At 40.7% G+C, this 25,879-nt stretch carries 20 protein-coding genes and 1 tRNA gene; 11 read left to right on the top strand and 10 right to left on the bottom strand.

Going from position 1 to position 25,879, the window contains the following annotated elements; genetic code table 11:
* The first annotated feature begins 115 nt into the window (after positions 1 to 115).
* The 9 genes from SYJ56_RS01055 to SYJ56_RS01015 all read left to right on the top strand — a co-directional run bounded on the left by SYJ56_RS01055 (position 116) and on the right by SYJ56_RS01015 (position 13,785).
* Positions 116 to 2,872 (top strand): hybrid sensor histidine kinase/response regulator transcription factor, encoded by a 2,757-nt coding sequence (locus tag SYJ56_RS01055; protein ID WP_323831588.1) that lies wholly within the window; start codon positions 116 to 118, stop codon positions 2,870 to 2,872.
* A 192-nt stretch (positions 2,873 to 3,064) separates the two neighbouring features.
* Positions 3,065 to 3,589 carry an MFS transporter gene (locus SYJ56_RS01050; RefSeq protein WP_323831586.1) on the top strand — a complete coding sequence of 175 codons (525 nt, stop codon included), beginning with the start codon at positions 3,065 to 3,067 and terminating at the stop codon, positions 3,587 to 3,589.
* A gap of 34 nt (positions 3,590 to 3,623) precedes the next feature.
* On the top strand, positions 3,624 to 6,773 hold the full coding sequence (locus tag SYJ56_RS01045; protein WP_323831584.1) for a SusC/RagA family TonB-linked outer membrane protein: 3,150 nt from the start codon (positions 3,624 to 3,626) through the stop codon (positions 6,771 to 6,773).
* 12 nt (positions 6,774 to 6,785) lie between these two features.
* Positions 6,786 to 8,525 carry a RagB/SusD family nutrient uptake outer membrane protein gene (locus SYJ56_RS01040; protein WP_323831582.1) on the top strand — a complete coding sequence of 580 codons (1,740 nt, stop codon included), beginning with the start codon at positions 6,786 to 6,788 and terminating at the stop codon, positions 8,523 to 8,525.
* 114 nt (positions 8,526 to 8,639) lie between these two features.
* Positions 8,640 to 10,154 carry a glycoside hydrolase family 32 protein gene (locus SYJ56_RS01035; RefSeq protein WP_323831580.1) on the top strand — a complete coding sequence of 505 codons (1,515 nt, stop codon included), beginning with the start codon at positions 8,640 to 8,642 and terminating at the stop codon, positions 10,152 to 10,154.
* Positions 10,155 to 10,188: 34 nt separating this feature from the next.
* Positions 10,189 to 11,532 (top strand): sugar porter family MFS transporter, encoded by a 1,344-nt coding sequence (locus tag SYJ56_RS01030; RefSeq protein WP_323831578.1) that lies wholly within the window; start codon positions 10,189 to 10,191, stop codon positions 11,530 to 11,532.
* Complete coding sequence (locus SYJ56_RS01025; protein WP_323831576.1) at positions 11,525 to 12,430, top strand: carbohydrate kinase family protein; 906 nt, start codon at positions 11,525 to 11,527, stop codon at positions 12,428 to 12,430. The genes SYJ56_RS01030 and SYJ56_RS01025 overlap by 8 nt, the downstream gene beginning before the upstream one ends.
* 287 nt (positions 12,431 to 12,717) lie before the next feature.
* Positions 12,718 to 13,323: a Crp/Fnr family transcriptional regulator gene (locus SYJ56_RS01020; RefSeq protein ID WP_323831574.1), complete on the top strand. Its 606-nt coding sequence runs from the start codon at positions 12,718 to 12,720 to the stop codon at positions 13,321 to 13,323.
* 60 nt (positions 13,324 to 13,383) lie between these two features.
* The gene (locus tag SYJ56_RS01015; RefSeq protein ID WP_323831573.1) at positions 13,384 to 13,785 is read left to right on the top strand and encodes a nuclear transport factor 2 family protein; all 402 of its coding nucleotides are present in this window, start codon (positions 13,384 to 13,386) and stop codon (positions 13,783 to 13,785) included.
* Positions 13,786 to 13,961: 176 nt separating this feature from the next.
* Here SYJ56_RS01015 and SYJ56_RS01010 read toward each other — a convergent pair.
* Together SYJ56_RS01010 and uvrA are read right to left on the bottom strand one after the other, a co-directional pair.
* Positions 13,962 to 14,036: transfer RNA gene (locus SYJ56_RS01010), tRNA-Val, on the bottom strand.
* A gap of 48 nt (positions 14,037 to 14,084) precedes the next feature.
* On the bottom strand, positions 14,085 to 16,901 hold the full coding sequence (gene uvrA, locus SYJ56_RS01005) for an excinuclease ABC subunit UvrA (protein WP_323831571.1): 2,817 nt from the start codon (positions 16,899 to 16,901) through the stop codon (positions 14,085 to 14,087).
* A gap of 258 nt (positions 16,902 to 17,159) precedes the next feature.
* Here uvrA and pnuC point away from each other — a divergent pair, with 258 nt between their 5' ends.
* Positions 17,160 to 17,771 carry a nicotinamide riboside transporter PnuC gene (pnuC, locus tag SYJ56_RS01000; RefSeq protein ID WP_323831570.1) on the top strand — a complete coding sequence of 204 codons (612 nt, stop codon included), beginning with the start codon at positions 17,160 to 17,162 and terminating at the stop codon, positions 17,769 to 17,771.
* Positions 17,764 to 18,285: an ATP-binding protein gene (locus SYJ56_RS00995; RefSeq protein WP_323831568.1), complete on the top strand. Its 522-nt coding sequence runs from the start codon at positions 17,764 to 17,766 to the stop codon at positions 18,283 to 18,285. The genes pnuC and SYJ56_RS00995 overlap by 8 nt, the downstream gene beginning before the upstream one ends.
* A 46-nt stretch (positions 18,286 to 18,331) precedes the next feature.
* Here the strand turns inward: SYJ56_RS00995 and SYJ56_RS00990 are convergent, their stop codons facing one another.
* The 8 genes from SYJ56_RS00990 to SYJ56_RS00955 all read right to left on the bottom strand — a co-directional run bounded on the left by SYJ56_RS00990 (position 18,332) and on the right by SYJ56_RS00955 (position 25,611).
* On the bottom strand, positions 18,332 to 19,417 hold the full coding sequence (locus tag SYJ56_RS00990) for a serine hydrolase domain-containing protein (protein WP_323831566.1): 1,086 nt from the start codon (positions 19,415 to 19,417) through the stop codon (positions 18,332 to 18,334).
* Between the two features lie 88 nt (positions 19,418 to 19,505).
* Positions 19,506 to 19,895: a PIN domain-containing protein gene (locus SYJ56_RS00985; RefSeq protein ID WP_323831565.1), complete on the bottom strand. Its 390-nt coding sequence runs from the start codon at positions 19,893 to 19,895 to the stop codon at positions 19,506 to 19,508.
* Positions 19,892 to 20,089: a type II toxin-antitoxin system VapB family antitoxin gene (locus SYJ56_RS00980; RefSeq protein WP_323831564.1), complete on the bottom strand. Its 198-nt coding sequence runs from the start codon at positions 20,087 to 20,089 to the stop codon at positions 19,892 to 19,894. The genes SYJ56_RS00985 and SYJ56_RS00980 overlap by 4 nt, the downstream gene beginning before the upstream one ends.
* A 124-nt stretch (positions 20,090 to 20,213) precedes the next feature.
* Positions 20,214 to 21,755 (bottom strand): M20/M25/M40 family metallo-hydrolase, encoded by a 1,542-nt coding sequence (locus SYJ56_RS00975; RefSeq protein ID WP_323831563.1) that lies wholly within the window; start codon positions 21,753 to 21,755, stop codon positions 20,214 to 20,216.
* A 105-nt stretch (positions 21,756 to 21,860) separates the two neighbouring features.
* The gene (locus SYJ56_RS00970; protein WP_323831562.1) at positions 21,861 to 22,685 is read right to left on the bottom strand and encodes an alpha/beta hydrolase; all 825 of its coding nucleotides are present in this window, start codon (positions 22,683 to 22,685) and stop codon (positions 21,861 to 21,863) included.
* 70 nt (positions 22,686 to 22,755) lie between these two features.
* Complete coding sequence (locus SYJ56_RS00965) at positions 22,756 to 23,655, bottom strand: sugar phosphate isomerase/epimerase family protein (RefSeq protein ID WP_323831561.1); 900 nt, start codon at positions 23,653 to 23,655, stop codon at positions 22,756 to 22,758.
* A gap of 312 nt (positions 23,656 to 23,967) precedes the next feature.
* Positions 23,968 to 25,293, bottom strand: coding sequence for an ATP-binding protein (locus SYJ56_RS00960; RefSeq protein WP_323831560.1), 1,326 nt, complete (start codon positions 25,291 to 25,293; stop codon positions 23,968 to 23,970).
* Positions 25,294 to 25,401: 108 nt separating this feature from the next.
* Entirely contained in the window at positions 25,402 to 25,611 is a 210-nt protein-coding gene (locus tag SYJ56_RS00955; RefSeq protein ID WP_416377776.1) for an ATP-binding protein, read from the bottom strand.
* Between the last annotated feature and the right edge of the window lie 268 nt (positions 25,612 to 25,879).

Genomic DNA, 25,879 nt, shown 5'->3' with positions numbered 1-25,879 from the left:
AAGACAGGTAGGGAAAACTACGCTCGTCAAAAACCTGAATCTCGACAAGAAGAGTGTTTATATTCCCTTTATATTCTTTTCTATCTTTACTTGCTTTACTAGCCTTAAACTATTTATGAAGAGCTCGCTCTATCCAACATTAAGTGTACTGGTATTTTCTATTACATCTATCCTATTTCTTTCCTGTGAAGAGCGAAGGGATGAGAAATTTGTAATAGGATTTTCTCAATGTGTCGCTAATGATGCCTGGAGACATGCAATGCACGAGGAGATGTTTAGGGAGTTATCTTTTTATCCGAATCTCAGTTTGGAAATAAAGGATGCAGAAGGGAATAATGATTTGCAAATAGCACAAATCCGGGAATTTCAAAAGCAAGGAGTTGACTTACTGATAGTATCTCCTAATGAATCTCAGCCGATCACTCCTATAGTAGAGGAAGTTTTTAGATCGGGCATTCCTGTTATCGTGGTGGATAGAAAGATTAATTCTAATCAGTATTCAGCCTATATAGGGGGCAATAATTATGAGATTGGTTATACAGCCGGTCAATATCTTCGAAATATTTTTGACAAAGAGATTAAAATCCTGGAGATATGGGGGCTCAGAGGAAGTTCTCCTGCGAGGGATAGGCATCAGGGCCTGATAGATGCTTTAGCTGGATCAGAGTATGTGATAGTAGACCAGCTTGAAGGAGAGTGGGAAAAGGAAGTAGCGAAAGAGAGACTGCGCAGCTATCTGTCAGATGAAGCAAATCATGGCTTTGATATGATATTTGCCCACAACGATGTGATGGCGATTTCAGCAAGGGAGATTTGTGATGAACTTAGGATAAAGGGTAAAAAAGTAATCGGGATTGATGCCTTACCAGGGCCATATGCAGGCTTACAGGCTGTGACTGACGGAATTCTTAATGCAACGTTTTTTTACCCAACCGGGGGTGATAAAGCGATAGAAGTAGCTTGGAAGATATTACAAAGAGAAAGCTTTCAGAAGGAAAATTTATTACAAACAGCTGCGGTGGATTCTTCGAATGTGAGGATCATGAAACAGCAGACTGACAGAATTATCAATCAGCAGACAAATATTTCCAGGCAAAGTGAAATGATTGATAATCAAATTGAAATTTACAAGAGCCAAAAAGGATTATTGATTGTGTTTGGGATTACCCTTTTTGTAGCTATAGTCTCTTTGGCCTATGTTTTCAAGTCACTGAAAGACAAACAGGAAATCAATAAAGAACTTCAAAATAGAAATGACGAAGTCTTAGAGCAGCAACAGAAAATCTTGGACTATTCTAATCAGGCAGAACATGCTACCCAACAAAAGCTTGAATTTTTCACCAATATTTCACATGAGTTTAGAACGCCGCTAACCCTGATTCAAGGGCCTATTGAAGAAATGCTCCAGAATAAGGATGCCTCGGTGTTCAAAAGTGACTTGTTTTTGATCAGGAAGAACACATACAGGTTGCTCAGATTAGTGAATCAATTGATGGATTTCAGGAAAATAGATGGAGATAAAATGGCCATAAATGCCTCCCAACAAGCCTTGATCCCTTTTTTGGAAGACATCTTGTCAGTATTTAGTAAAACCGCAAAGGACAACCAAATTCGCTTCAAATTGATGTGTGAGGAGCCAAATATAAAGCTTTGGTTTGACCCTGCTATGATGGATAAGGTGATTTTTAATTTGCTGTCGAACTCATTTAAGTTTACACCCCGAAAGGGTTTTGTCTATCTGAAAGTCTCCCAGGATCTGCCAAGGTACGAAGTAGTAATAGAGGTGGTGGACAATGGAGAAGGAATGAACCATGAGGAGGTTTTGCATGTGTTTGACAGATTTTATCAGGGGAGTTCAGGAGTGAGGAAGGTAGGAACCGGCTTGGGGTTGGCCTTGGCCAAAGAGTTGGTAGAGCTTCAGCATGGTAAGATTATAGCTAAGAGCTTCAAAGGAGAAAATACTGTCTTTGAAATTAGGTTGAAGATGGGAAATGGGCATTTCACTTCAGATGAATTATCAGAAGATTCCCCACTCGGCCAAGTTTTGGATCACGAATCCTATATTTCTGAATATGATGATTTGGAGGAAGAGGAAAGACAGCCTGATCTAGCGCAGACAATCTTGATAGTGGAGGATGATCCGGAGATTAGAAACTACCTCAAAAAAAGACTTTCTGGGGAATACAGGGTTTTGGAGTCAGGGGATTGTACAACCGCACTTTCAATCGCAATGGACGTAGTACCAGATCTGATCACCTGTGACTTGATGCTGAAAAATGAAGATGGACTGGATTTAATAAAAAAGCTGAAAGCTGATCCTAAGACATCCCCAATTCCCATTATTGTGATCTCTGCCAAAACCTCTCATGATGATCAATTGAAAGGGGTCAAGACAGGCATTGACGATTATATTACCAAACCCTTTAACATGGCATTTGTCAAAGAGCGCATCAGAACCTTACTTTTAAATAGGTCAAAAATCAAATCTCATTATCTTCATGAATTGCCTGCGTCTGATCCTACAGCTCAAGTGGACAGGTCAGAAAGAAAATTTGTCAATGCCTTTACTTCCTTGATAGAGCGGAATATTGGTGACCCAAATTTTGGTGTAAACGAGATCGGCAAGGAAATGGGCTTATCAAGAGGGCAATTATATAGAAAAGTCAAATCTACCTTAGGCTACAGTGTTAATGACTACATCGTCAAAATCAGGTTAAAAAAGGCAAAGTATTTATTGATCAGTGACAACTGCGGCATTGCAGAAGTTGCCTTTAAAACAGGTTTTAAGACTTCCGCTTATTTTTCGACGGTTTTCAAGAATGCATTTGATTATACTCCAAGTGAATTCAGGGAAAGCCAGGGTCAGAAATGAAACAAATTTGAAATTTTGGAACAAATTTGAAATCATCGAATTTTGATATTAGCTCCCGAAATCGATTGCATAGAGTCTATAGGCCATTTTTTAATATGAAATCGTGCTGTGATTCAAATTTGTAAGTTTTAGACACACATTCAAAGTATTTTATTTTGTGATGGGTCTACATTGGCTTCAATAATAAGCCCAATGAATAGAACAACAATATATTATGCTTTGGCAAAGCCGTCTAGTGGCTTTCTCTCTGGATTTGACAATGTGGTCATTTCTGAAGTAAATCTGATAGGTAGGATTTGCTTGTCAATGATCGATAAGATAGGCAGAAGACATCTGATGTTGATTGGCCTAGGCTATATGTTAAGTCTCTGGATGATGGAGTATGGATTTTTTGGACAAGCCTCATCAGTATTCAATTTATTTTTAACAAGCGCCTTTATAGTAATACATGCTTTAGGAGAAGTCACTGTTATCCGGCAATTTATTTTACAAATACTCCCCAATAAGCAAAGGGTTAAAGCACAATCATTTAGTTCTGGAATTAACTGGGGATTGGCAACGGCTATTATGCTGTTCGGGACAAGCATGATCATAGGGCCATGGAAGATCATGTCAGAAACCAAGAGCAGATCACTCGAATGTATTCAGAAGGAATTTATAACAACTTACACTCAACCTATTTATAAATCTAAAGCGGATCTCCGTGCGTGTCTTTAAAAATGATTAATCCAACAATAAACCCCTTAATTCTATGAAAAAACCAATTTTACTAATCATTCTGGCGTTTCTGTTTGCTTCACCTCTTTTGGCTCAACAAAGAGAGGTGACAGGAACGGTAACTGACAAAACCTTTGGGGAAGGGATCCCTGGGGTGACGGTCTCTGTGAAAGGGACCACAAGAGGAGTTGTGACAGATATTGATGGGACATATAGCTTGTCTGTTTCCGGTGAAGAATCTTTGGTGTTTTCTTTTATAGGATACATTTCATTGACCGAGACAGTAGGCAATAGAAGTATCATTGATGTGACACTTGAAGAGAGTATTTCTGATTTAGATGCGGTCGTTGTAGTAGGCTATAGCAGTCAGAGAAAGGCAGACGTAACAGGAGCAATTGTATCGGTAGATTTAGGGCCTGTTAAAGGTCAAAGTATGAGTTCCGGTAATGCCATGCAAGCATTGCAGGGAAGAGTGGCGGGCTTGACGGTGGAGAAATCCGGTGATCCCTCTGGGGCCAGTTCAAGAGTCCTGATCAGGGGAGTTTCTACACTGGGAAATAATGACCCGCTTTACGTGATCGATGGTGTGCCTACCAAAAGGCCTGAAGTATTTGCAAGTCTCAATCCAGAGGCAATTGAATCGATTCAGGTATTGAAGGATGCCTCTGCATCGTCCATATATGGATCTAGAGCAGCAAATGGAGTGATTGTGGTGACCACCAAAAAGAGGGCGTCAGGAGGAGAAAGCCTAAGCGTGACTATCAATTCCAATTTTTCCATACAATCAGAAAAGCAGCAACGCTACGAAATGCTGAATTCAAGACAAAGGGGAGAGGTACTTTGGAGGGCGATGGTGAATGATGGGGCAGATCCCAATTCCGGATATGGCGAGATTTATAATTTTGATTGGAACGGTGATTTTGATAACCCTGTATTGAATTCTGTATCTGAAAGACCATTTGTTGGAGGTGATCCAAATGTCCCTGTTGGGGATACCGATTGGCAGGATGAGATATATGAAACAGGGTACGTGTTCAACAATGAAGTTACTGTGTCAACCAATACTGAAAAGTCATCACTGATGATCAATCTGGGGCATTTGAAGAACACAGGTATCATGAAGCACACAAACTTTGAAAGATATAGTGCAAGGATCAATGCCAATACCTACCTGTTTGATGACAAGTTGAGATTTGGAATCAATATGCAGGTCACTAATTCAAATGAAACACCAGCAGCAAGAGATGTGGGAAATGCACCGACTCCCGGCTTGGCTATTACTTTAGCTCCAACCATTCCGGTAAGAGATTTAAATGGGGAGTTTGCGGGGCCGTTGGGAGCAGGTTATTCTGATAGGAATAATCCCCTATTAATGCAGTATTTAAATCGTTGGGACAATAACCGTAAGAATAATTTTTACGGGAACGTATTTGCTGAGTGGGACATTCTTGAAAATTTGACATTCAAAACCAGTGTAGGGATCGATTATGGTTCGTTTTTCAGAAGAGACATTGAGCCTAGGGTAAAAAATGGGTTTATTACTAGATCAAACAATAGACTGATCCATGATACCAATGAGTTTTCTAGCCTGGTCTTTTCCAATACACTTAATTACAAAATAGTATCAGGGATACACAGGATAGATATTTTGGCTGGGATAGAAGCAATTAGAGATGATTTCTCATCAACAATTGCCACTTCGGATGGTTTTGCTGTAGAAACCGATAGTTATTTTGTATTGGATGCTGCAACAGGAGCAAGAACAAATAATGGAAGAACTACGGGAAATAGGCTGTTATCTCAGTTTGGGAAAATTGACTATGCTTTATCTGATAAGTATTTAGCTTCTTTCACCATTAGAAGAGATGGTTCTTCAAGATTTGGCAGAAACAACCGGTATGGTGTATTTCCGGCTATGACTGTGGGCTGGAGATTAAGTGAAGAGAAATTTATCAAGCAAATCTCTCAGATTTCGGATTTGAAATTTAGAGCAGGATATGGTGTAGTGGGTAATCAGGAGATTGGAGATTTGGCAAGGTTTGGTCTTTATGAAGCCAGATATGGGCCTAATCAAGCGCTATATGGTGGAGGTTTTTTTGAGTTTTATTACAATGTGGGTACAGCCTATGATATCGCTGGAAACGATACTGGTACACTCCCTTCCGGTTTTGTTTCCATCCAGGCAGAAAATCCTGACTTGAAATGGGAAACGACTAAAGAAGTAAACCTAGGCTTGGATTTTAGTTTATTTGATTATGCGGTTACAGGTTCTTTTGATTATTTCCATAGAAATACCAGTGATATTCTGACAACGCCGCCGATTGCGTCGGTGATAGGAGAAGGGCAGCAAAGAGTGCTGAACGGCGCATCTACTGAGACTCAAGGTTGGGAACTGATGTTGGGTTATCAAAAGCAGTTTGCCAATGGGATAAATTTGACGGTAAATACCAACTTTGGTGCATTCAGGGATAAGATTACAGAATTGCCTGAAGAAGTGAGGGCGGCCTTTCCCGGTACAGCTCAAAACTCCATTATTGGACAGTCCCAATTCTCGATTTTTGGATACAAAGCTGACGGACTTTTTCAAAATCAGGAAGATGTAACCAGTAGTCCAACCCAAATAGGAGCCCGACCTGGGGGGATCAAGTTTGTTGATCTCAATGGTGATGGAATTATCGACGCTGACGATAGAGACTTCATCGGGACCACCCTTGCGGCATTGGAATACGGCATTGGGGTGAATTTGAATTACAAAAATTTTGATTTTGCAATCTTCGGTTCTGGTGTGACAGGAAGAATCGGTCAAGATCCCTACATCTTCTGGAATAATTTCACTCAGGGAAGAGAAAATGCAGGACTTGGGGTACTGAATGCATGGACTCCGGAGAATACCAATACGGATATTCCAGCACTATCCCTAGCATTTAATGACACACAGACTTCGGATTACCTCTTTAGAAACAATTCGTATTTCAAAATAAGAAACCTACAGTTGGGGTATTCTTTACCGGAATCCGTGGTACAAAAGGTGAGTGGTTTGGGTAGTGTGAGAGCTTACCTTCAGGGAGAAAACCTTTTCTGGTTTACTCCAAAGGACTATATAGGTTCGGATCCAGAGCGTACAGATGTCAATAGAATCCCTGTTCCTTCAGTGTATTCATTGGGTTTAAGTATCAGTTTTTAACCAACAGAAATCATGAAAAAATCATTAAAATATAGCTTCTTCTTAGTTTTTCTTATGAGCGCATTCTCTTGCTCAGATTTTCTTGAGTACGAACCACGCGGAGTATTGTCCAGTGAAAATGTCAGCACACCTGCCAATGCAGAGTCACTGGTGATCTCTGCGTATGCAGGGATTGGCAATGACGAGATGATTGGGTCTATCACCAGCTTATGGGTGTATGGCAGTGTCAGGTCTGACGATGCCTACAAGGGTGGAGGCGGCCGAGGGGATGTGAACGAAATTGACAGATATGAGCAATATAACCTGACTATTCCCGACATGGGAGATGCCATGGCTCCAAGGACTTGGACAAATTATTACAAGGCCATATCCAGAGCAAATTTTGCTTTGAAGGTAATCAACGATATCCCTTTGGAAGATTATCCAAATAAGACAATCCGCCAGGCAGAGTTGAGATTTTTGAGGGCGCATTCCCACTTTATGTTAAAAATGCTCTTCAAAAAAATCCCGATCATTACAGAGGATCTGACTCAGGAAGAAATTGCCCAAGTCACCAATGACTTACCGAATGATGATTTGTGGAATAAAATTGCCGAGGATTTCTTGTATGCTTACGATAATTTGCCACAGTTTCAGGATGAAGCAGGACGTGCAAACAAAAACGCTGCTGCTGCCTATCTGGCTAAACTGAGACTTTATCAAGCATATGAGCAGGATGACCAACACCAAGTGGTCAATATCAATAGAGAAAGATTGGAAGAAGTGATCCGATATGCAGATGAAGTGCAGGGATCTTTGGAACCTGATTATGGGAATAATTTTTTGGACGGATTTGATAATGGTCCCGAATCCATTTGGGCAGTCCAGTTTTCAATCAATGACGGTACCACAGTGAGTAGAGTTAGTTATGTGACAGGATTGAACTCGCCACACGGGACGGATCTATATGGATGCTGTGGCTTCCATCTTGCCAGCCAAAATATGGTCAATGCATTCAAAACAACAAGTCAGGGTCTTCCATTATTGGATGACTTCAACAGCCAGAACATATTTGATGCTGTGAGTCCGAACGGAACCACTCCATTGGCATCAGGCGTGACAATAGATCCTAGACTCGATCATACAGTAGGTATTCCCGGTAGACCGTTTAAGTACAGGAACACGCTCAATAGCCAAGGAGATATGGTTTACAACTTTTCTTGGGCTAGAGATCCGGGAGTTTATGGGTATTTCGGAAATATGAAAGAGCAACAAGCGCCAGATTGTAGCTGTTATGTAAAGGAAGGTCCATTCATGGGGACATCCAAAAATATCGATTTCATCAGGTATGCAGATGTGTTACTGTTCAAAGCTGAGGCATTGATCCAACTGGATCAATGGAATGATGCACTACCAATTATCAATCAAATTCGAGAACGGGCCGGTCAAAGTACATCCAGACCATTGGCTGCCGGAGCAAGTGATGTCTATAAGGTATCCCCTTACACTTCTTTCCCAAGTAAAGATTTTGCACTTAAGGTGTTGAAATTTGAAAGAAGGCTTGAGTTTGCCATGGAAGGCCATAGGTTCTTCGATTTGGTGAGGTGGGGAGAAGCCGCTCCTGTGCTAAACGCATATTTGGATACAGAGAAGCAGAGAAGAGACTTCTTAAGTAACGCAAAGTTCACAGCAGGAAGGGATGAATACTACCCAATCCCCCAACGTGAAATAGACTTTACTAAAGGGGTATATACTCAAAATCCCGGATACTGATAAAATTGATAGACTACATGCTTTTGGTTACCCATAGGTATGTAGTCTATTGATATATAGGCATCACTGCCTATCTGGAATTTCATGATCTGTTAAGATTCAAATAAAAACATTATGAAAATTAAGAATATTAAATACCTTTTTGCGGTATTGGCAATAGTACAGTTTTCCTGCAAGCCTCAGGAAAAGGACGCATCCGCTATAGAAGGCGAAGTAAAAGCCTTTGACGAGCCTTTTCGTCCCCAATATCACTTTACTCCTCCTGCTAATTGGATGAATGATCCCAATGGTATGGTTTACTATGAGGGAGAGTATCACTTGTTTTACCAGCATCATCCGGAGGGCAATACCTGGGGGCCGATGCATTGGGGTCATGCGATTTCCAAGGATTTGGTACATTGGGAGCATCAGCCAATAGCAATCTTTCCTGATGAGCATGGGACTATTTTTTCAGGATCTGCTGTTGCTGATCTCAAAAACACCTCTGGTTTAGGTACTGAGGATAACCCTCCTCTGGTAGCAATTTTCACCTATCATAATGCGGAAGCAGAGAAAGAGGGAAAAATTGACTTCCAAACACAAGGTATAGCCTATAGTGTTGACAAGGGAAGGACTTGGCAGAAGTATGATGGGAATCCTGTATTGAAGAATCCTGGAATAAAAGATTTCCGTGACCCAAAAGTAGATTGGGTCGAAGACGAAAATGGTGGCGGTCAGTGGATCATGAGTCTTGCTGTTAAGGATAAGGTCTCCTTTTACAGTTCCCCAAATTTGATAGACTGGACACACCAAAGTGATTACAATCCTTCTTGGGCAGCATATGGAGGTGTCTGGGAATGCCCGGACTTGTTCAAGCTGGAGACTCCTGATGGTAATGACAAATGGGTACTCTTTGTGAGTATCAATCCAGGCGGCCCCAATGGAGGTTCTGGTACCCAATATTTTATAGGGGATTTCGATGGGAAAAATTTTAAAGCAGATGATGAGCAGGTAAAATGGCTTGATTACGGAGCGGACAACTATGCGGGAGTGACTTGGTCCAATGTACCTAAAGAGGACGGAAGAAGGTTGTTTATTGGCTGGATGAGTAATTGGTTGTATGCCAACGAGGTACCTACCGAGGTCTGGAGGTCTGCCACTACCTTGCCGAGATCGTTGGAGATTTTTGGTAACAACGGCAATTATTTATTAGCGTCAAGGCCTGTAGTTGAGATTGAAAAAATCAGGGATTTATCTGAATCGCTCAAAGGAAAGGAAATCAGTATTTCCAATGAACTGGCTGAAATAGAGCTAGAACTGGATTCAGATGAATTTGAATTGATTTTGTCCAATGATAATGGCGAAAAAGTAACAGTAAGTAAGAAGGGAAATGAGATTTCTGTGGATAGAAGCCTGTCCGGCCTGACAGAGTTTAGCAAAGAGTTTGCAAATCTCCACACCATTCCTGATTTGGACTTGGACTTGAAGACTCTCAGAGTATTTATAGACAGGTCTTCTTTGGAGCTGTTTTTCAATAACGGCGAGCTTGTCATTACGGAGATTATATTTCCAGAATCACCTTATACCAAGCTAACTACAAGTGGATTTAACGAAACAGTAAATATTCATACACTAAGTTCAGCTTGGTGAATGAAATACTTATAAAGCAGAAAAATAAAATATAATGCAAAGCAAAAACTACGTGCTTTTTCTTTCCATCACAGCTGCATTGGGTGGGTTTTTATTTGGGTTTGATACCGCTGTGATATCTGGAGCAGAACGGGACATTCAGGTGTTGTGGGAATTGACAGACCTTAAGCATGGCCTGGCTGTAGCTATTGCCCTATACGGTACGGTCATAGGGGCGCTCTTCGGAGCTATCCCTGCTGACAGATTCGGGAGGAGAGCATCGCTACTTTGGATAGGGGTGTTTTACCTCGTGTCTGCTTTGGGATCTGCGTTGGCACCGGATATCAATTCCTTTATGTTTTTTAGATTTTTGGGAGGACTGGGAGTAGGAGCTTCCTCTGTGGTGGCTCCTATGTATATATCTGAAATCGCTCCAGCCAGCAGACGTGGTCAGCTGGTTGCACTCTACCAGTTCAACATCGTTTTCGGGATATTGATGGCCTATTTTTCCAATTACCTTATTGGTACGGCGAACCTCAATGATGCTTGGAGATGGATGCTGGGGGTAGAAGTTTTGCCTGCATTAATTTATACTGCGCTGATTGTTAAAGTGCCAAAAAGCCCAAGGTGGCTGATTGCAAAGAAGAAGGATTTTGATGGAGCCAGGGTTATTTTGACCAGAACGGATCCTGAAGGGGTTGATGAAGCGATGGATCTAGCTATTGAAGAAAGCAAGAAGATCAGGGGAAAGGCTACCATATCGATGCTCTTTAGTACTAGGTTTAGAAACATCAGCTTTATGGCAATTTTGATGGCATGTTTCAATCAGCTGTCGGGGATCAATGCGATTATATACTTTGCGCCCAGGATATTTGAATCAGCTGGTATCGCAAATGAGACAGCCTTGATTTCTACCATAGGAATCGGAGTGATCAATTTGGTTGCAACCATGGCAGGTTTATATCTGATTGACAAAATCGGCAGAAAAATGCTGATGTATATTGGTTCTGTAGGTTATATTATCTCACTCTCCTTGATGTCTTATAGCTATTTTGGAGGAGCGATAGAAAGTAGCTTATTGCCCTATTTTGTATTTGCCTTTATTGCCGCCCACGCGATTGGCCAGGGAGCTGTGATATGGGTATTTATCTCGGAGATTTTTCCCAATGAACTTCGGGCTTTTGGCCAGTCTATGGGATCCTTCACCCATTGGATTTTAGCTGCGCTGATTGCAAATATTTTCCCACTAGTCGCAAATCGCTATGGAGCGGGGAGCATTTTCGCTTTTTTTGGATTGATGATGGTATTGCAGCTCATTTGGGTTGCGACGAAGATGCCTGAGACCAAAGGAAGATCTCTGGAAAAGATTCAGAATGATTTACAAAAACACTATGACTAAGAAAGTTATTTGTTTTGGAGAGATGCTGTGGGATTGTTTTCCGGATTGTGAAACAGCAGGTGGCGCACCGATGAATGTCGCTTTGCATTTGAAGCAATTGGGGCTGGAAGTACAGATGGTCTCAAGATTAGGGAATGATGAGTATGGAAGTAAACTTCTTGGTTTTGTCAAAAGCTATGGCCTGAAACCGGATTTAATTCAAGAAGATTTGGAACATCCTACCGGTATGGTCATGGTCGATAAAGCGAATAAGGAAAATATCAAATATGATATTGTAGCTCCATCTGCTTGGGATTTTATATGTCTGACAGAAGAAAATCTACAGGCCGTCTCAGAAGCTGATGCCCTAGTGTTTGGCAGTCTTGCAGTAAGAAATGAATTGTCTTGGAAAACACTCTATCACCTCGTTCAACAACCTGTGTTGACCATTTTTGACATAAATCTACGTGAACCTTTCATTGATTTTATCAAGATAGAAAGCTTGTTGGGCTATGCTGATATTTTAAAAATCAATGAAGATGAATTAGCATTTCTAGCTGATTATTTTGAAGTCAAGAACGTAAATGGCTGTAAAAACCACATGGATTCTGTACAAGTATTTTGTGATTTTATGGTTTCGCAATATCCGATTGAAATCATTTGTATCACACTTGGAAGTAATGGGGCTATGATATATTGCCAAGGAGAAATCACAAAACATGATGGGTACAAGATACAGGTGGAAGATACTTTAGGTTCAGGAGATGCTTTCTTAAGTGGATTTGTGAAGATGTATTTAGAAGGTAAAAAGCCAATGGAAATTTTAGACTTTTCCTGTAAAATGGGAGCATATGTTGCCACTCAGCAAGGCGGAACGCCAAAATATAAGCTAGAGGAATTCATTAAGTCTGTGGAATAAGGAAATCCTACAGCTTTAAAACACTACTTTGACAGAGCAATAACTCTTATAAGTGAATTTGCAAGGGAGCTTCTTTGCATCAGATCTCTACGGATCAGTCAGATACCTTGATGTTTATGACAGATATGTTTTATTATTTACCATGAAAATCGTAAATCAAACTTTCGATTTTCATGGTAAAAGATCAGTTAATTTCCCCATTGCTTCCGGAATACCTTTCCATTTCCCTGCTGTAGATCTTCTCGGCATAAGACAGGTAATTAAAATTAAGCAAGTTAATTTCTTTTATGGATAAGGAAGCAGAGAAGTATTTTAAGAAATTCAGGTTACATATTGAAAAATATGTCAAAATCGGAGACCCAGAAATGGATGTAATTAGCGGCTACTTTTCTGTTAAAAGAATAGGAAGAAAAACTGACCTCCTTGAACCGGGAAATATTTGCCGCTTCGAAAACTTTGTTGTTTCCGGTCTATTTCAAAGTTCAGTGTTAGACGAGTCAGGAAAAGTATATACACTGAATTTTCCTCATGAAGACTGGTGGGCTGGTGATTTCAAAAGTTTTAGTAACAGATCGCCCTCAATTATGCGAATCGAAGCCCTTGAGGATTCTATTTTGCTTGAAATATCAAAAAGTTCTCTCGATGAATTATTGGCAAGTTCTCAGTCATTTGCAAGTTATTTTAGGATTCTAAGTGAGAATGCAAGTATTGCTGCCAATGATCGTATTATAACTCAATTGTCACAATCAGCGGAACAGCGTTATGAGTTGTTTTGCCAGAAATATTCTGTGATCAAAGATCGCTTATCTCAGAAAAGGATTTCTTCTTTTTTAGGGATTTCTCCGGAATATTTCAATCAGATCGATAAGAGAAAGAAATCTCATAAAACTTAATCTAGTTAAAGTTTTCCAGGATTTTGCCGATGTAGTTTTGCTCAACTTAACTGTGAAAAGATGACTGGAAAGCACCCAAACATTCAATTAATCGAAAGCTTTTTCAAAGCATATTCAACTGCTGATTTTGAAGGAATGAGGCAGGTAATGTCTGCAGATATCAAGTGGCACATTCCAGGCAAGCACCCATTTAGCGGGACGAAAAATGGAATTACGGAGCTTATGGAGTATTTGGAAAAGCTCAATCAATTTGGCTTCAAAGCTGAGCAGATTGTAATGGGTGTGAATGACAATTATGTAATCGATTGTCACAGAAACTGGAGCACTTCCAGCAGCTCTGTAGTATTGAATGCAATGTCTTGCTTGCTATGGAAGATTGAGGATAGTAAGATTGTTGAGGTTTTCAATTTCCCGCAGGATCAAAAAATGGTTGATGTTTTTTTTAATAAGGTGGCCATTTAGTAGTTGGATTTATAAAAATGCCGCTTAAAGACTGCAATGAGTCAAGCACAAGTCTGAAGACTTGTGCTTGACTCATTGCACCGATGACAAAATAAGATTTTACTCAGTGATGTAACTTTGCTATACTCTCTGGGGAAAAAAGTAGGTAAGTTGTTATAAAATCCGGAGAGAAGATGTGGGACCTAGGGGATTCGAACCCATGACCTCTGCTCTGTCAAAGCAGCGCTCTAAACCAACTGAGCTAAGATCCCAAAATCTAATTCGAATATAGTAAACCGAGGTTTGGAAAACCTCAAAGGTTAAACAAAAGCCTCCCTTAAATACTTTGCCGTATAATTCCCTTCTTCCTTCATCATATCCTCAGGGGTCCCTTCAAAAGTCAGGTATCCGCCCTTATTTCCACCTTCCGGTCCGAGATCAATCACCCAGTCTGCGGATTTGATCACTTCGGTATTATGTTCGATGATAATCACAGAGTGACCTTGGTCGATCAGTGCATTAATGGAGTGGAGGAGTTTCTTGATGTCATGAAAGTGAAGTCCCGTTGTCGGTTCATCGAAGATAAAAAGAATGCGATCACCGACTTTGGTGCCGCCTTTTCCCAGAAAAGATGCCAGTTTCACCCGCTGTGCTTCCCCGCCTGAGAGTGTGTTGGAGCTTTGTCCCATACCTATGTAGCCCAAACCAACTTCCTGCAGCGGCTGCAGTTTATTGATGATCTGGGTTTTTCCCTTGAAGAATTCCAGTGCTTCGTCAATAGTCATACCCAGCACATCCGAGATGTCCTTTTCCTTGTATTTGACATCCAAAATCTCATTCTTAAATCGCTTTCCTTTGCAGGATTCACAAGTCAGATGGATATCTGCCATGAACTGCATTTCTACCGTGGTGATTCCTTCTCCGGCGCAATTTTCACAGCGTCCGCCGTCTACGTTGAATGAGAAAAATGCAGGTTTGTAGCCTCTTTGTTTGGAAATAGTTTGCTCTGAATACAAAGTCCTGATTGCATCATACGCTTTCACATACGTCACAGGATTGGAGCGGGAAGACTTACCGATGGGATTTTGATCTACAAATTCCACTTGGGAAATGGACTTGTAATCACCTTCGATTTTGTCATATTTTCCACTTTCATCTATGACCGTTCCCAGCATTTTGCCCAGCGCTGGATAAAGCACTTTTTTGATCAAGGTGGACTTTCCTGAACCGGAAACTCCAGTAACAACCGTAAGTGTGTTAAGCGGAAATTTGACAGAGATATTTTTAAGGTTGTTTTCTCTAGCACCTTTTACCTTGATGGAATCTTTCCACTTTCGGTTTCCATCTTTTTTGAAAATCTGTTCCTCACCGCGTAAGTATTTCGCAGTATAAGTCTGTGCTGAAGCCATAAGATCTTCGATAGATCCTTGGAAAAGTAATTCTCCGCCATTCACCCCAGCATCCGGTCCGATATCGATGATCTGATCGGCAGCTTTCATCACTTTTTCCTCATGCTCCACTACAATCACTGTATTACCCATATCACGAAGTGATTTCAATACTTCCACCAAACGATCCGTGTCTCTAGGGTGAAGTCCAATGCTGGGTTCATCCAAAATATACATTGATCCAACCAGCGCTGATCCCAAGGAAGTGGCAAGTTTGATGCGTTGAAATTCGCCCCCGGAAAGTGAGGAAGTCAAGCGATTCAAAGTCAAGTACCCCAAGCCAACTTGATCCATGTATTCCAATCGACTCTGGACTTCTTTCAAAAGACGATTTGCAATCTTCGCCTGATGTGGAGGAAGTTCAAGTGTATTGAAAAATGGCAATGCCTCATCAATAGGCATCAAGACAATGTCAATGATGGATTTATCTGCGATTTTGACGTAAGAGGCATCTTTGCGCAAGCGAGTTCCCTTACAATCTGGGCAGGTAGTACGACCGCGAAAGCGAGACAACATTACGCGATATTGGATCTTATATGTTTTGCTTTCCAAATCCTGGAAAAAATCATCCAGTCCTTTGAAATACTTGTTTCCAGTCCAGAGAAGGGATTTTTCCTTATCATTCAAATCTTCATATGCCCGATGGATTGGGAAATCAAACTCAATTCCTTTTTTCAAAAGAGGCTCAAGCCAACTGCGTGAGGATTCTCCACGCCAAGGTGCAATAGCTCCCTCGTAAACAGAAAGGTCTTTCTCAGGGATGACCAAGTCCGGATCGATTCCCAGCACATTGCCAAAACCTTCGCAAGTTCTACATGCTCCATAGGGATTATTGAAAGAGAAGAAGTTTACTGATGGAATTTCGAACTGCATTCCATCGAGTTCAAAGCGATCAGAAAAGCTTTTGGTCTCTATTCCCGGTACAGTGATTTTACAATCTCCATGACCTTCGAAAAGTGCCGTCTGTACAGAATCAGCAATTCTAAACTGGTTGTCCTCATCTTCCTTTTGCACCGCTACTCGGTCGATCAGGATCTCATACTTTCCTTTGGGTATCTTTTTCTCCTGAAGCAAATCTTCTACAAAATATGCTTCATCGTCGATCAAAATCCTTGTGTAGCCTTTATGCAAAAGTAAATCTAGTTCTTGATTGATTTTTCTTCCACGCTCGATTTGCAGAGGACAGGAGATCATAACTTTTGATCCTTCTTCAAAAGACTGAACATAATCCACAATATCCGTGACAGTGTGGTGTTTTACTTCCTTGCCGGAAATCGGCGATATGGTTTTCCCTACTCTGGAGAAAAGGAGTTTCAGATAATCATAGATTTCTGTAGTGGTTCCTACTGTGGAGCGGGGATTTTTGGTATTGACTTTTTGCTGGATAGCGATAGCGGGAGCTACGCCTTTGATGTATTCTACATCAGGTTTTTCCATCCTGCCCAAGAACTGGCGGGCATAGGAACTGAGGCTTTCTACATACATCCGTTGTCCTTCCGCAAAAAGCGTATCGAAGGCAAGGGAAGATTTTCCCGAACCGGAAAGTCCCGTGACCACGACAAATTTGTTTCTGGGAATCGCGACACTCAGGCTTTTCAGGTTGTTCACCCGGGCGTTTTTGATGATTATAAATTCTTTGGGATCGAGAGAATCGATGTCTGTTTTAGCGGATAAAGTGCTCAAAGTCATAGCTGGCAAAGTTACGAAAGGAACAGCCAAAGTCTGGAAAAAGTTGGGAAGGTTGTTTATTTAATGTTGCCTTTGACCAAACTCTTCGGAATGCTGACTGATTTAAAGCATTGAACTTGCAACGCAAAGGAGGAACGACAGAAGCAATCTCGAAGACGAGCCTGCTTTGTGCCTTTCAGTAATTAATTTTTCAATCTGCCACAGCGGCAAGTTGTTTCAATTTTCCAATCTTAAAATTTAATTCCTTTTCTTCGCACCATGGATTTTCAATTTTTAATTGATGGTTTTGCGGAGGGGCTGCAGCAAATGACTTGGCTAGAAGCTTTTGCAGTAGTTTTAGGCATTGCCTCGGTATTTTATTCCATGAGGGAGAATATTTGGGTGTATCCTACCGGAATTGTTTCCACGCTAATATATGTCTGGATTTGTTTGCAGTATAAACTTTATGCAGACATGGGTATTAATGCCTATTATTTTAGCATTTCTATTTATGGCTGGTATGTTTGGACTCATCCCAAGGAAGGAAAGACGGAGCTGCCAGTGACTTGGTTAAAAATAAGCGGCTGGGGAATTTCACTTGGGATTTTTGTGGTTTCCTATATCATTTTAGTTTATGTGCTTTTGAATTTTACCGATAGCGATGTGCCATATTGGGATTCCTTTACCACGGCATCGGCTTTTGTGGGCATGTGGCTGATGGCCAAGAAAAAAGTGGAAAACTGGATATTCTGGATTTTGACGGATTTGGTAGCTGTGCCTCTGTACTTTTATAAGGGCTTAATATTAACCTCATTTCAATACCTTTTCTTCACCATTTTGGCAATTATGGGCCTAATTGCCTGGATCAAATCAGCAAGAAAAAATGCCTGAACCTAAAAGAATTTTAATCCTCGGCCCTGAATCTACTGGAAAAAGTACGTTGGCGGAAGACTTGGCCGAATATTATGGAGAGCCATGGGTTCCGGAATTTGCACGGGAATACTTAGAAAAATTGGGTCGAGAATACCGCTTCGAGGATTTGGTTGAAATAGGTAAAGGGCAAGTAGCTTTGGAGGATAGATTAGCGGAAACTGCCGAAAAATTTCTTTTCTGTGATACTGATCTGCGTGTTATCCATATTTGGTCGGAACACCGATTTGGGAATACCGATCCATGGGTATTGGAAGAAATCGACCGGAGAATGTATGATTTGATCTTGCTTACAGACACCGATTTACCGTGGACACCGGATCCGCTGAGAGAATATCCTGAACTGGAAATGCGGCAGTATTTTTTCAAAAAATACCTTCAATTAGCAATGAACAGTGGGTTTCAGTATTTGATTATTTCCGGAGATCGGAACAAAAGGTTAAAAACTGCGGTGGCAGCTATAAATCAACTTTAGGATTAGATTCCTTCAATTTTTTAAATCTTCTAATTTTTTAATCCATTCACCATTTTCCTAGAGAGAGAGTTGCTGCTTCTACGAGTCTCATCATGTCCGGATAGGCATTGTTGTTCAAAATGATAATGGTTTTATTTTCGTCAATATACCGGACGATTATTGTTTTGTAGCCCGGGTTATCTCCTGTGTGCATTACCATTTTGCCGAAGGGGCTTTGGGGCTTAATTTCCCAGCCAAAGCCGTAGTAGCTTAAAAACCCGTCATCTAGTTTAAAGGGAGTGAAAGCAGTCTCCAAGGTCTCTTTTGAAACCAGCTTCTCTTCATAAAGTGCCTGATCCCATTTCAATAAATCCTCCGCATTGCTGCTGACTCTACCTGGGCCTTTACGATTGCCGAGCCACACGGTATAATCGGAAGAGTGAAATGTATTGGCGTTTACAAATTTACCCTGCTCGTTCTTAAGGTGCCCTGCTGCGAATGTCATGACCCCGGCTTTTTCTTCCAGTGCCCTAATGCCAGTACTCTTCATTTTTAATGGATCAAAGATCCAGGCTTTGCTAAGTTTCACAAAGTCTTCACCAGTAACCTTTTCTACCACACTTGCCAATAAAACGTAACCGGTATTACTGTATTCATATTTTGCACCTGGCTCGAAGGATTTTGGGGGAGCATATTCTCTTAGGTATTCAAGAATTTCGGGATTTCCAGCCACTTTGCTTTTGTCCCAGTGTTCATCCATGATAGCTTGATAATCCGGAAGCCCACTGGTATGTGTGAGGAGATTTCGAATTGTGATCCCTGGATAAGGCGTTTCGATGTATTCTGAAAGCTGATCATCAAAATTCAAAAGCCCTTTTTCTTTGCACATCATCACCATCATAGCCGTGAACTGTTTGGAAAGGGAGGCCAGCTCGAAAATATCACCTTCATGAAGCAGGATGCGATTTTCATAGGTCCGCATTCCCATAGCATCTTCGAAAAGTATTTCTCCTTTTTCCGCAATGAGAATTACTCCGGAAAAACCTTCGTTTTCTGCTCTGTCAACTGCCTCTTTGAGGATTTTCTGCTGAGCTTGCACATTAATCTGAAAGCAAATAAAAGCCAAAAGGATGAATGAAAGGAATCTGTTCATGACATAGGGGATTTAAGAGGAAATTACTAAACCTTTTGCACTAATGGGATGAAAAGGTGAATTGAGATTAAAACTTGCTAGGACAGGATTAGAATTGGATTAGTTCATACTTTAAAAAAGCAGTCATCAATTTGAAGTGCTTATCGAGAGTAAAAAGAGCGATTTTTTCTTCAATCACTTGTTGTAGGATTATCAAGTCAGGTATGCCAACATTATTGATTCCATTTTTAAGATTCATGACTTGATAGTTTCTGATCACATCCCAATTAATACGAGTCGTTACCTTTTCAAGTGAATTTAGGCTATTCCAAATATCTAACCTTTTTTGGTGTATAAGTTTTGGACCAAGTTCTGTTAAAATTAACTCATTAATACAGACAACGTCATTTTCAATTAGTTGATCTAGATATTCAATATTTCCAAACTTGAAATATTGAATCCACACGGAGCTATCAACCAATACTCTGTACTTGTTCATGAATCCCTGTCTCTTAAACTGTCGAGATCTAAATCTAAATCAATTGTCCCTTTCATAGTCAAAAGCCGTTTTCGTTTAATTAACTTAATCTGTTCTTGTAGTACTTCTTTGATTGCCTGATTTTTTGTAGCGGCTCCTGTGAGCTCCATTATTTCTTCTAATAATTCAGCTGGAATATCTAATGTTGTTCTCATGATTTTTGATGCTATGACGCATGGTTATTTGTGCAATATAAATAACGTATTGATTTAAAAGACGTTCAAATAAAAAAACCACGGAATTCCCGTGGTTTTAACTATATGGCATAAGGTTTTATGATTATTCTACTCCGCCTTTTCTGGTAGGAGAACGCACAGCTGGCCATTCTGCCGGTTCACCGTTTCTTCCTATTGGAATTCTTACTTCTCTGGAAACCATATTATCTTCTTCGCTTGCCATATAGACCATAATTGCTGCCATGATCACATTATTTTGCACATCGTCAAAGATAATTTTATCATAAGTATCCAAGTTGGTGTGCCAAGTGTAGTTGAAGTATGACCAATTCAAAGAGCTCAACGAGAAGGCGGGAACGCCAGCTGCCACAAAAGAAGCATAGTCAGATCCGCCGCCACCCGGGTTACCAGGGAAACTAGTTTCGATATCTCTCGTGATATCTCTTGGTACTTTGGACATCCATCTTCCAAGGTATTCATAGCTGTCTACGAATCCCTGTCCAGATACATTAGCTACTCGGCCAGTACCGTTATCCTGATTGAAAAGCGCTTGGATCTTAGGCATCATTTCCGGATGATCTTCTACGAAAGCTCTTGAACCATTCAATCCTTGTTCCTCAGAACCCCAGTGACCCACCAAGATTGTTCTCTTAGGGTTTGGATATACTTCTTTCAAAACGCGCATCACTTCCATCATCATGATCGTTCCTGTACCGTTGTCAGTAGCACCTGTACCGCCATCCCATGAATCAAAGTGAGCAGAAAGCATTACATACTCATCAGGCTTCTCAGTCCCTTTGATTTCAGCAATGGTATTGAATGTCGGTACCATACCATTTTCTTTGGATTGTGCATTTAGATTGATCATTGGTTTCTGGCCACTTTCAGCAAGTCTAAAAAGCAAACCATAGTCTTCCAATGACAGATCTACAGTAGGCACTTTTTTAGTAGATGCTGAGAAGATTTTGTTTGCTCCGAAACCCTGAGACCAGTAGGAAGTAATGATGCCCAAAGCACCTGCATCTTCTAGGGCAGTTGGCAATTCTCTTCTTCCTTTACCTGTTTTTTGAAGTCTTTCATTCCATGCTCTGCCTAAAGCCATGCGATCTTCTTTCATTTTGGCGAAAGACTCCTCAGTAGCAAATTCTTCCCAGTTGTAATCTGGACGACCAGTCACCTGAGGAGCTGAGATCATTACGTATTTGCCTTTTACAGATGGAAGCCATGTTGCGAAAGCAGAAGAATCAGCCAAATCTGGAATCACAACTACTTCCCCCTGAGCTCCACCTTGTGGTGAAGATGGACTCCAAGCTAGTTGAGTGCCAGCAAGAGATCTAGTCCAAGGAGCTACCATATCGATGTGGGTGATTCCTCTTTCCCATCCTCTCCATTCTCCCCATTGCTCATTTCTAGCTTCTATTCCCCAGCCTTTATATTTTGCTACAGCCCAATCATGTGCTTTTTGCATTTGAGGAGATCCTACTAATCTTGGTCCGATGCCGTCCATCAATTCATGTCCGATCAGCTTCAGCTGAGAGTTCTCAGTTTCCTCTTTAATAATTTTGTCAATCACTTCGTCCTGCGCTTGGACATTGCTACCCAGAAGCAGCATCAGCCCTACGCCTAATAAGTATCTCTTTTTCATATTTGGTTTGTTTAATCCTAAAAATATGCTTTGCTATTCTCATTTCCACGCCGTTGGTGGATTTAGGAAAGAAATGAGTTTAGAATTTCGACCAAAAAAGGATTTTCAGTTTTTATGTTCATAGCGGAAATAATTATCAAAAAACAGTAATTGATACTGAACGGCATCTGCCCAATATTCCCAATTATGGCTTCCAGGCCTAGTAATAAATGAATGTGGGATGTTATTGTAAGTTAGTTTTTCGTGGAGTTTTACATTCACATCGTAAAAGAAATCCTCAGTGCCGCAACTGATGATTAACTTCAGTTTATTCTGTAGTAGTCTATTGCTTTGGTACATCACAGAGTATTCTTCCCAGCGATCAGGATTTTCAGCTTTGGTTCCAAGATATTTTTTCATCTCCCAGTTTTCAGGAAAAGGAGCTATGTCCACTCCGCCACTAAGACTTCCGGCTGCACCATACGTATCCTGATTGCGAAAAGCGAGGTAAAGCGCTCCATGTCCTCCCATGCTCAAACCCGTGATTGCTCTTCCTTCACGGCCTTGAATCGTGCTGTATTCTTTATCGATAAATTCTACAAGTTCTTTAGCCACATAAGTCTCATACTTAGAACTCTCCACTTCCGGGCTGTCCCAATACCAACTTCCGAAATTTCCGTCTGGATTTACGATTATCATGTCATATTGATCTGCGTAGGATTCTAATTGAGGGACTTTAGTGATCCAGTTGGAGTAGTTTCCTGAATACCCATGAAGCAAATAGACGACTGGATAATCTTTGGATTCAGAATAATCCGTTGGAGTAATCACTACTGCCTTAATTTCCTTTTGCATGGAAGAACTGAAGGTGGCCACGGTGTCCACGCTGGCGAAGACATTCAGGGATAGCAGAAAAGTAAGTGCGAGCAGTATGGGAAATTTGTTTTTCATTACAGGATTTAAATAGGTTTAAGGGAATTGAAAAGTTAGTCTACTGAATTAAAGAGGTGTGATGATACCGCTATTCAAATAAGTTGATCAGGTTTTTCTTAAAATATTCTGCGCTGTCTTTTACACTTTGAATGGGATTCTGAGCGAAATTTCCGCCTTGCTCTATGTAGTAATATTCCATTCCTGATAGAGATGCGTCCGGAAGGATTTTGGTATAATCGATAGAGCCATTACCCATCTCGGTATAGTCTCTGCTGATCTTATCCATGTCTTTGATGTGCCACATGACAAATCGGCCAGGCGCTTCCATGAAGAGCTCATGCGCTGTACGCTGAGAGCTGTGAGCTACCCAAAAGAGATCTATTTGGAGTTTGACTAGTTCTGGATCAGTATTCTGAAGAATGATGTCATAGCCATTTTCACCATTATGATCAGTAAATTCAAAATCATGGTTGTGATAGGCAAATCCAAGTCCGGCTTTATTCACGCGCTCTCCGATCAAATTCAGCTTATCGGTCAGGATTTTAAAACTTTCTATAGAGCGGGACTCTGGATCAAGCCACGGCCAGGTGATGTATTTTTGTCCCAAGGCATGAGCACCTTCTATACTTTGATCTGTATAGCGAATAAGTTCATCGTCGGTGGCTCTGAAGTATTTGATAAAATCGTAATGACCACTGGTGCTGTCAAGGGAATTATCCTCTAACACTCTCTTAAAATCAATTGCGGGCATGCCGTAAAAGCTCTTTGAGGGACCATCATATCCGTAGGTTTCAGTGTCCTGATAGCCAAATTCTGCTATCGTTTGAAGCGCATTCTTGGGATCTTCCGCCATAGTGGCTCTAATCGTAAATAGCTGCAGACCCATTTTGTAGGACTTCAGTTGTGGAAGGCGGAAACCGGAAAGGGCAAAGCCTGCGGCTGAAAGAGCAAGTCCAGATTGCTTGATGAAATCACGGCGATTAATCATAGATTAGGTTTGGGTAAATAAGTTAGCGTTGAAGATAGCGGGTTTGATTAGTTTAATTTCCCCTATCGCATTGTTTAGGCCCGCAAAATTGTCTTGAAATGATGTTCTGGTAAAGTGCCACTAATGAACATCTGTAGAGTTATTTGACCATCATTAGATTAGTACATTTCTACAAAAGGGGCTGAATAGTCTACCGATATACTACTATTGTTTCTGAAAGAAGATGTGCCGAAGTTCAAAATCACATTTCAAATTAGTATCTCAATAGGATTCAAGCTAGTAGGGAAGTTCGGAGTTTAATTCGACTATAATTTATGAATTTCGTTCTTCTACAGGCAAAAAGAGGGTCATTTCTGTTCCTTCTCCTACTTTACTGTTAACACGCAAATCTCCTTCATGCGCCTTCACGATATCATAGCTCAAAGACAAACCTAGACCAGTTCCTGAGCCAGTTGGCTTAGTAGTGAAGAAAGGCTGAAAGATTTTATCCTTGGCTGAGTCGGGAATGCCCATGCCGTTATCTTTCACAGAAATCTCTATCCCGTTTAGAGACCTTTTGGTACTTACAACTACCTCAGGATTATATCCTTTTATTGCCTCTTTGGCTTTTTCATTTACCACGTAAAAAGCATTATTTACCAAGTTCAAAATCACCCTTCCGATATCAGAAGCCACTACATTCACTTTTGGAAGATCCGGATCGAGTTCCAGCTGGAAATCGGCATTGAAGGATTTGTCTTTGGCTCGAAGTCCGTGGTAGGAAAGCCTCACAAATTCATCGGCCAACGCATTCAAGTCTGTCGTAGATTTTTCTCCTTTATTAGCCCGACTATGCTCCAGCATTCCTTTGACGATTGCATCCGCCCGCTTGCCATGGAGAGTAATTTTGGATAGATTCTCTTTGATGTCAGTTGAAATGACTTTTGCTTCCTGAATGTCCCCTTTATCCAACTCTTCATTCAACTCATCCATGAGCTCGCTGCTTACCTCAGAAAAATTATTCACAAAATTCAAAGGATTCTGAATTTCATGGGCGATGCCTGCGGTCAATTCCCCAAGACTTGCCATTTTCTCGGATTGAATGAGTTGGGCTTGGGTGGATTTGAGTTTCAAAATGGCATTTTCAAGTTCCAGGTTTGTATTTTCTAATTCAACTGTTCTTCTTTTTACAGCATCTCTCAGTTGAATGTTTTCAACTTTAATTTTCTCCAGCCCAACGGTTTGTCCTTCCTCAGTCCTGCTATCGGGAAAAGAAATATGCTGCTGAACAAATTTCCAGCCTATAACCGTTTTTTTCAAAAGAGACGATACCCGCGCTCTATCGTAGTAGGTCCATACTCCATCAATATTTACAAAACAATCTGCCTGCTCTATAATGAGAATGAGTTTATCGATAGCTTCCATTCTGATATCCCTGTTTCTTAATTCAATCTTTCCCGCTACAGGTTCTACATGTGTTTCTAAATACTTTCCCGCTTCATTTTTGCTAAACCATACTTCTTCCAGTGTTGTGCCTATTTGTATAAAATTATCAGCAAAAAAAGATTCATATGTTTTCACATTAGCACTAAACAAACTTTCAAAGTATTTAACATAAAGCTCTTTCAGTTCTGCTTCTAGTTTTTTTGTCAGTTTCATATTTATTATTGTTAATTGGAATATGGATGCTAAATAAAGTTCCTTCCCCAGCGTCTCTTTCCAATCTAATATCCCCTCTAAGCGCCTTCATAATATCATACCTCAACCCTACTCCTGTCCCATTGGCTTGGTAGTGAAAAAAGGCTGGAAGATTTTTTCTTTCAGTGAATCAGGGATTCCTTTACCGTTGTCTTTCACAGAAAGTGCTATTCCGTTTAGAGATCTTTTAGTAGATAAAATTACCTGGGGCTGAAAATCAACAGCTCCTTCTTTCGCTTTTTCATTGACAGCATAAAAAACATTGTTTACCAAATTCAAAATCACCCTTCCTATATCCTTAGCGACGATATTTATCTTTGGTAGGTCTGCATCTAACTGTAGCCTAAAATCCGAATTAAAACTTTTTTCTGTTGCTCGAAGCCTTTGGTAGGAAAGTCTGACAAATTAATCAGTTAGTTTTTTCTCACCTAAAGGTGCTCGGCTGTGTTAGTATTTCCTTGAAAATAGAGACTGGGCTACTTATCAGCTAAGACGAAAACCCACTGATTTCATTAAAAGAATTAATTAATCTGTTTTAATCGAGAGT

Origin of the sequence: Algoriphagus aurantiacus, assembly GCF_035156405.1 — a bacterium.
Taxonomy (GTDB): Bacteria; Bacteroidota; Bacteroidia; order Cytophagales; family Cyclobacteriaceae; genus Algoriphagus; species Algoriphagus aurantiacus.
Note: the sequence above shows the minus strand (reverse complement) of the source record. Positions and strands in the feature narration are given on the sequence as shown.